The following is a 7,560-nucleotide window of genomic DNA, read 5'->3' as shown; positions in this document are numbered from 1 at the left end:
TAGAGGTAGACTTTTTCGACTTTGGCGTCGGGACGCATCATGAGGTGCTGGCTCCGTAAAGAGATCGGGAGCACAGCATCAGGCTTCAATGGGCGGCTTTGAATGTGTAGGTGATGGATCGCTTACTTTAGAAAAACAAAAAGTACCGGGTCGAATACCGCCACCTTGATATCCAGCTCGACCAGGGCGGCGAGGCCGTCGATGGATTTTCGAAAATCCACGGGCTTGGGCTAGAGGTAGACTTTTTCGACTTTGGCGTCGGGACGCATCATGAGGTGCTGGCTCCGTAAAGAGATCGGGAGCACAGCATCAGGCTTCAATGGGCGGCTTTGAATGTGTAGGTGATGGATCGCTTACTACACAACAACGCCGCCGAGCGTGCGATCAGGCCCTTCGTTATCGGAAGAAAGAACTGGTTGTTCAGCGATACGCCCAAAGGCGCTAGGGCAAGTACTCAACTTTACAGCCTGGTCGAGACTGCCAAAGCCAACGACCAAGAGCCCTATGCGTGGCTGCGCCACGCACTAGAACGGTTGCCACTGGCGACCTCGGTTGAAGATTAAGAAGCGCTGTTGCCGTGGAACTGCTCGCCGGTGTCGCCTAGCTAAGCGTGCCACCCATCTTGACGTCGGTGGGGTTTATGGAGCGCGTACAAAAAAGCTTGAGTTACAGGGTGTTAAATTACGGCTCGAAGCGGCGCTGTTGGTAGATCCAGTCAACGATTTCGCCGTCCGGGCAATAGCCGCTGACGGTGTCGCGGAGCAGTTGACGAACGCGGATATAATCGTCTTGATCCACGGCAGCGAGCAACTCGCTCAGCTTGACCTTGAGAACATCCCAAGAAAGGTGATCTTCATTAGCGCTCATGATCATCGGGTGCCGAGTGGCTAAAACGTTGTCACCAATCAGCAACTCTTCGTAAAGCTTTTCACCCGGACGTAGACCGGAGAACTCGATGGCAATATCACCATGCGGATTTTTTTCGGAACGAACGCTCAGGCCCGATAAGTGAATCATCTTTTCAGCCAGCTCGACGATTTTAACCGGTTCGCCCATGTCCAGAACAAAAACATCTCCACCCAGCCCCATCGAGCCTGCCTGGATAACCAGTTGAGCCGCTTCGGGGATAGTCATGAAGTAGCGGGTGATTTTCGGATGAGTAACAGTTAACGGTCCTCCAGACTTGATCTGTTTGTGAAAGAGCGGGATCACCGAGCCGGAAGAACCCAGCACATTACCGAAACGCACCATGGTAAAACGCGTTTTGTTAACCCGCGAGATGTTAGATCTATCACCAAATAATACTGGTGCCAGCTCAAGGCTTAAGGCTTGCAGAGTCAGCTCAGCCAGACGTTTGGTGCTGCCCATCACGTTGGTCGGGCGAACGGCCTTGTCTGTAGAAATCAGTACAAAATTCGACACCCCGGCCTGGAGCGCTGCCTGCGCAGTATTCAGCGTACCGAGAACATTGTTCAATACGCCCTCTGCGATATTGTGTTCAACCATTGGCACATGTTTGTAAGCCGCTGCATGATAGACGGTGTCAACGTGCCAGGTTTTCATCACATCCAGCAGTTTGGACTCATTACGTACAGAGCCGAGGATCGGCAACAACTTCACCAGTAGCGACTCTCGGGTAATACGTTGCTCAAGCTCTGAAAGAATGCTGTAGAGGTTGAATTCACTGTGCTCAAATAATAACAACGTGGTCGGCTGCAGGGCGAGAATCTGCCGGCAGAGCTCTGAGCCAATGGAACCGCCCGCCCCTGTTACCAGGACACTTTGCCCCTTGATACAATGCTCCAGCAGCTCATCCTGCACAGGTACCGCATCCCGCCCCAACAAGTCGGCGATGTCGACTTCCTGAATATCATCTACCTTGACCCGGCCACTGGCCAAGTCCATGAATCCGGGAACGCTTCGTACATGAAGAGGGAAACCCTCAAGGAAGCCAAGGATTTCACGGCGGCGACCTCGGTTCGAAGAGGGAATGGCCAGTAGAATTTCTTGCGCCCCCGTTTCCTCGATCATCTGCTGAATTCGCTTGGGCTTGTATACCTGCAACCCGGAAATAACGCGCTCAGAGATTTCATTGTCATCGTCAATAAATGCCACTGGACGCATTATTCGCCCCATGCGCAGCGCAGCGACAAGCTGATTACCAGCAGCCCCCGCACCATAGATGGCAACCCTGGGTAACCCGTTATCCCTGCTAGTGAATGGTACGTGTTGAACAGCTGTAAACCAGTCCCCCAAGAAATACTGGCGCATCGCCAGACGCAGCCCGCCAATCATGATCAGACTAAGCCACCAATAGTTGAAGATGATCGAGCGCGGTACCACGTTTTGATGATTGCTATACCAATATACAACCACACCAAGAATAAGAGCTGACAAGCTGACTGCCTTGATGATTGCTATTAATGCGTCGTTACCAAAATAACGCATCACTGCACGGTACATCCCGAAGCGAATGAACAGAGGGACGGCCACCAGTGGGGCGGCGACGAATAGCCAGAAATGTCTGCTGACAGGATTTATCATTTCGTCGATACCAAGGCGAACGAGAAAGGCCACCCACAAGGAAAGCCAGACCAACACCACGTCCGTCCCAACCTGGATGAACCGCTTTTGTCGGCGCGAAAGCGCCAAGAGAAACAATCTAACTTTGTCCATAAATTGTCCGCCGCTCTTTACTATCCGCCCCTGAGCGTCCAGAGACAGGAATCGCGTGCCATTCAGCACACCATGAAACCAAAAAAATATCAACTTATCTTAAATTAGAATGTTCAACTGCACCCGAGTTAAATTTAACCGCGAGAAAGATAAGTGGAATGTAAGCGAAAACCAGCCCCAAAAAGCCTACCAGTCGGAATTTCATGACTAAAAAAGCGATTGGCAATAACCAAAAAATATTTATACAAAGCACCGCGGCAGTAACGGGTAAATGTTTAGCTAACTTACGCGATGCAAACTGGTAACCATGACTTCGGTGAGCCTCGTAAACCCTATCCCCTCGACGCAATCTACGCAACAATGTAAAGGTCGCATCGCAAATAAACACGCCTAGCATAATCAACCAAGCCCAGAGAAAGCCGGGTTCCGCCCATACAGCTTGCAGCGAAAGAATACCCAACGTGATACCTAGGAAACCGCTACCTGCGTCGCCCATGAATATTTTAGCAGGAGGGAAATTCCAAAAAAGAAATCCGGTTACCGCCATCGCGAGTGTCGCCGGAGCCCAAATCAAATTCTCAAAACCGAAAAAAAAGTAAATGGCGCACATCCCTAAACAAACGCTGATAGCCTGAACGCTGGCTAGACCGTCGATACCATCCATAAAATTATAAAGATTGAGCATCCATACAAGATAAAACGCTGCAAGCGCATGCCCTATCCAACCCAAATCTATAGAGAATCCCAAAATACTTAAGACTGGTAAGCCATTGAACCAGAACAGCGCCCATAGCGCCGCTACAAAATGCAATAGCAAACGCCAACGTGCAGCAATATGCCCATGATCATCCATAAAACCGATCACCGCGACTAAGCTCCCGGCGCCTACCAACCCAGTTAGCCAAGCAAAAGGTTGTAATTGAAGACATCCGAGCAAAACCAATGAAATCAAGAACGTCACTACAATCGCAACTCCACCGCCACGCGGAGTGGGAATTGAATGGGAGCTCCGCGCATTGGGAATGTCTATGATGCTGCGATGCAACGCGTATTGTCGCAACACTGCCGTCAAAACAAACGATAACAATACAACTATCGGAAAAAAATACCAATACTTCATTTAGTTCGCTCGTTCAGAAAATGATCCACCGTTTTTCGTAGCCCCTGATCCACAGTGACCACCGGGCACCACCCCAACAACGCGCGAGCTTTGGTAATGTCAACTTGCAGAGAACCAAAAAGCCGTTGGGAAAGCGCTGCCTTACCCAACAGCTTGGCGCCAGCTCTCAATATCGACTCAGGTACAGGCAACAGACGCGCAGAACTGCTCAGCATATTTGCCAGTTTTTGTAGTAGTTGCGTAGTGGAAACATCCTCACCATCACTCACCAAAAATGTCTGATCACAAGCCGCAGGGTGACTTATACACGTCATGATAAAATCCACGAGGTTATCCAAAGCAACCAGACTCCGCTGATTACATATCGCGCCGAATGGTAACGGTACACCTCTTTGCAACCACTTCATCATGCGCTCAAAATTGGCGGTTACACCCGGACCATAAACGAGTACTGGTCGAACAATGACAACTTCCAGGCCTGTCTCGACAGCAATCAGACGCAAGCCTGCTTCAGCTTCCATTTTGGAAACACCGTACGGATCAACGGGCGCTGGCACATCAGTTTCCCTATATGGATGCCCAAGCACGGTGCCCTCTCCATTGACCTTTACCGAACTTACGAAAATGAACCGCTTAGCACCAGCCATTGCAGCACTACGGGCTAATTTAAGCGTATAGCTGACATTAACCAGACGAAAAGCAGCCAGAGGATCAACTTCTTTATCATTCATGACGTGGACACGTGACGCAAGATGGATCACGACTTCAGCGCCTTTCAATGCGTTGAGATCCGTATCGATAATGGAAAAATCGGGCACGTGATGATAAACGACATTTTTTACGGGCTGCGCAGGTACATGACGAACAATCGCGCCTACGTGATAATCAGTAACGCTTATAAATTTTTCAATCAAGCGCCTTCCCACAAATCCACTGCCGCCGGTAACCAATATCCTGGTCATTTCTTCTGTCTCAAAATTGCCAATACGACGCACAATACTGTAAATAGGATTTTATCTCGAACACGTCTACGGCACTTATAACCGGAAAAAGCTAATCGAATAAGGTCGACGCGGCGCAAGCTTATCCAACTCTGGACGAAAGGAGTATTTTCAACGCCCGTCAACTTGGAAATCAAAGCAGCTTGATTTAACCACCAGCCATCAAATACTTTCAAGAGCCTTGTTCTAAAAGCCTTTAATCCGCTATTCACGCCAACTTGATTATTGGAATGTTGCCGATACCTCATATAGGAGTTATCGTCAATCACCCACTTATACCCCTGAGACCTGCTAAAAGCATAACAATACCAATCATGAAGTGTGACACACTGCACCTCGGAATAGCCATCAATAATATGTTGTTTAAGCTGAGAAAATAATGTCTTGGTAAAAACATAAGTGCAACCAGGACCTGCAGCTTCGAAAAGATGATCATATTTAACTTGAGGTTGCGATTTAACGATTAGACATTCTTTGCCATCGGGCCAGAAAGCGGTAACGTTCCCTGAGTAACCGTCCGCACACGCTGTTGATAATACGTCTGCTGCATGGATTAGCTTTTGAGTTGACCATATGTCATCCTGATCAGCGAATGCCACGTAATGATAACCCTCTGCCGGTGCATCTTTGATTAGTCTGAAAAAGTTACGAGCCGCGCCACCAAATTTGACACCATGCGCAAGAAACTCTACACGAGGATCTAATTCAGCTAAATCCGCGACCCAGCACTCAGTACCGTCCGTTGAGGAATCGACGCTAATCAAGAGCTTAACGGATACGCCTTCTTGATTAAGGATGGATGACACTTGCTCAGCAATCCACTCCATACCATTGTACGCAGCGAGCAATACTAAATAACGGGGTTGCATCAACGCATTTTTCATCAAGAGCAAATCTCGTGCAAATCAATACAGTACGAAAACTCGTAACACCGCCGATATCGCCGATTCAATGAACTGGACCTAAGCTTTTTCTAAGTCCGTGGCGAACCCCCCGCGCCATCATTTTCAACGATTGTATCTTATCCTTATCAATAACCAGATTTACGAAAAAACGAAGTACTAAAGCAATGGATAATCTTTTCTTCCAGCACATTGGGGTGTGCTCCATACGGCAGACCGCCACTGTATTCCTGAAGAAAAAATAGCGACGCACGGGGGAATATCGAAAAAAACTCAACCCAAAAATCTTGACCGGCGGTGCGTCTGACAACGCATGCCCCATTTCTACGCTTAGACAACCGTATAGCGTATAACCTTGATCACGAACTCTAAAGCACCATTCAGTATCAGTAAAATCGACAAACATACCATCGTCGTATTTGATACCTTCCTTCCAAGCGATGGTGTCCACCAGCATACCGGAAGTGATGAGTGCATCAGCACGTACTAGACCACTTGAGTCCTGCGACACGAAAACTGGTGCAATAACACCGTTGACTGACTGATAAAAAGGAAACGGAATTCTCTTCCCGTCTCTTCGATCAAAAAAAGCAGGACTCACAGCAATACATTTTTCATCTCGGGATTTGGCAAGCCGCATCGCAGATTCAAGTTCACTGATAAGGTCTGGCTCAGCATGACTATCTTGATCAAAAGTCACCACGTACTGAATACCACTGTCAACCGCCAACTGAAACCCTGCGTTTAACGCAACACCTAGGCCTTTATTTCCATCCAAAGACAAATATTTTACAAACGATTTCACTTCAGGGCGCTCCTGAAGAAAGTTTTCTGCTCCGCCATTATCAACCAATATCAATAGAGCGACCTGCTCAGACAGCGAAACCAGAAGATCGTCAAGAACTTTTATATCGGGATTATAGCCAACAACCACCGCCGCAATCGTCTCCAACTTACTCTCCAATTGTTTGCCCCTGTGCAACCAGAGACAGTTGATCCCTCGTTATTACAGACCAATACCACAATACTACCAAGAAGCCAAATGAGTTAAGCAGCACTGGATTGCTCATAGACATAATTATATACAAAAGCATTATCACCCTACAGGAAGAAAAACTTGAATTTAATGGGACATTTCGCACGGGAAAAAAAAGAAGCATCAACAGTACAATAGAGAGAGGTAAGCCAAAAAAACGAATAGCATCCATCCACGTAATTTCAGTCTGAGATACCACTACACCATACCCCTCAGTAAAAAAATAAGATCCGAGGCCTTGCCCAAAAATTAACATTTTCCAATCAATGATATTGAAAAACGAAACCAAATGGCCGATTTTAATACTATTGGATTCCTCATCTGAGCTCAATATACTCGTCTCGTTTGCAAGATAACCTACGAAAAATATTAAGATGGGAATAGTAAACATTATCAATATGAGCCGCATGGACCAACTCTTATAAAAAAAATACAACACAAGCAGTGATACTAAAGCCATTGCCATCAGGGCGCGAGAGGCTGAGCATATAATAGCCGTTAAAATAACAGCAATGAAAAACAATGCAGTTATTTTTTTTGACTTTAAATAATCAATAAAAAAAAGCGAAAGTGGAACCAACAAAAAAGGCGAAGATCTATGATGCAGCATAAACATCTGCAGCCCACCAAAATTTCGTGTACCGTAAAAACCTAACTCATTCACATTGTAGAAGTTAAGCAATTCGTTACCCAGTGCTAATCCCGGCAGTACCATGAGCAGAAAGCATAAACTACACATCAAAATCGCAAAAATAGCTCCTGTCAACTTCACGGCTCTGGACATATCAATTTTAAAAAAATCGATATAATAAATAAGCACTAAAG

General features: G+C 47.0%; 7 protein-coding genes and 1 pseudogene. 1 reads left to right on the top strand and 7 read right to left on the bottom strand.

What is annotated here, in order from left to right:
* Positions 1-122 precede the first annotated feature (122 nt).
* Positions 123-221 (bottom strand): IS66 family insertion sequence element accessory protein TnpB, encoded by a 99-nt coding sequence (gene tnpB / locus INT12_RS30155; protein ID WP_319018069.1) that lies wholly within the window; start codon positions 219-221, stop codon positions 123-125.
* Positions 222-356: 135 nt separating this feature from the next.
* On the opposite strand from tnpB, the pseudogene INT12_RS30150 reads away from it, so the two are divergent.
* Positions 357-563: pseudogene (locus INT12_RS30150) on the top strand (transposase domain-containing protein); the annotation flags it as partial.
* 118 nt (positions 564-681) lie between these two features.
* Here the strand turns inward: INT12_RS30150 and INT12_RS30145 are convergent.
* From INT12_RS30145 to INT12_RS30120, 6 genes are all read right to left on the bottom strand, one after another.
* The gene (locus INT12_RS30145; protein ID WP_102618364.1) at positions 682-2,676 is read right to left on the bottom strand and encodes a polysaccharide biosynthesis protein; all 1,995 of its coding nucleotides are present in this window, start codon (positions 2,674-2,676) and stop codon (positions 682-684) included.
* A gap of 94 nt (positions 2,677-2,770) precedes the next feature.
* Positions 2,771-3,796 carry an MraY family glycosyltransferase gene (locus INT12_RS30140; RefSeq protein ID WP_193059157.1) on the bottom strand — a complete coding sequence of 342 codons (1,026 nt, stop codon included), beginning with the start codon at positions 3,794-3,796 and terminating at the stop codon, positions 2,771-2,773.
* Complete coding sequence (locus INT12_RS30135; protein ID WP_193041177.1) at positions 3,793-4,758, bottom strand: UDP-glucose 4-epimerase family protein; 966 nt, start codon at positions 4,756-4,758, stop codon at positions 3,793-3,795. Before INT12_RS30135 ends, INT12_RS30140 begins: the two co-directional genes overlap by 4 nt.
* Positions 4,755-5,681, bottom strand: a complete 927-nt coding sequence (locus INT12_RS30130; RefSeq protein ID WP_193041176.1) for a glycosyltransferase — start codon at positions 5,679-5,681, stop codon at positions 4,755-4,757. Before INT12_RS30130 ends, INT12_RS30135 begins: the two co-directional genes overlap by 4 nt.
* A gap of 64 nt (positions 5,682-5,745) precedes the next feature.
* On the bottom strand, positions 5,746-6,651 hold the full coding sequence (locus tag INT12_RS30125) for a glycosyltransferase family 2 protein (protein ID WP_193059156.1): 906 nt from the start codon (positions 6,649-6,651) through the stop codon (positions 5,746-5,748).
* 1 nt (position 6,652) lies between these two features.
* On the bottom strand, positions 6,653-7,560 hold a 908-nt coding region (locus INT12_RS30120; protein WP_193059155.1), incomplete at its 5' end, for a hypothetical protein.

The organism is Pseudomonas sp. K8, assembly GCF_014889455.1.
GTDB classification, from domain to species: domain Bacteria; phylum Pseudomonadota; class Gammaproteobacteria; order Pseudomonadales; family Pseudomonadaceae; genus Aquipseudomonas; species Aquipseudomonas veronii.
The sequence above is the reverse complement of the archived record's forward strand: the minus strand, read 5'-3'. Positions and strand labels throughout refer to the sequence as shown.

Excerpts from the sequence above, each read along its gene's own strand:
- INT12_RS30145 (WP_102618364.1), bottom strand. The coding sequence starts at position 2,676 with ATGGACAAAGTTAGATTGTTTCTCTTGGCGCTTTCGCGCCGACAAAAG.
- INT12_RS30140 (WP_193059157.1), bottom strand. The coding sequence starts at position 3,796 with ATGAAGTATTGGTATTTTTTTCCGATAGTTGTATTGTTATCGTTTGTT.
- INT12_RS30135 (WP_193041177.1), bottom strand. The coding sequence starts at position 4,758 with ATGACCAGGATATTGGTTACCGGCGGCAGTGGATTTGTGGGAAGGCGC.
- INT12_RS30130 (WP_193041176.1), bottom strand. The coding sequence starts at position 5,681 with ATGAAAAATGCGTTGATGCAACCCCGTTATTTAGTATTGCTCGCTGCG.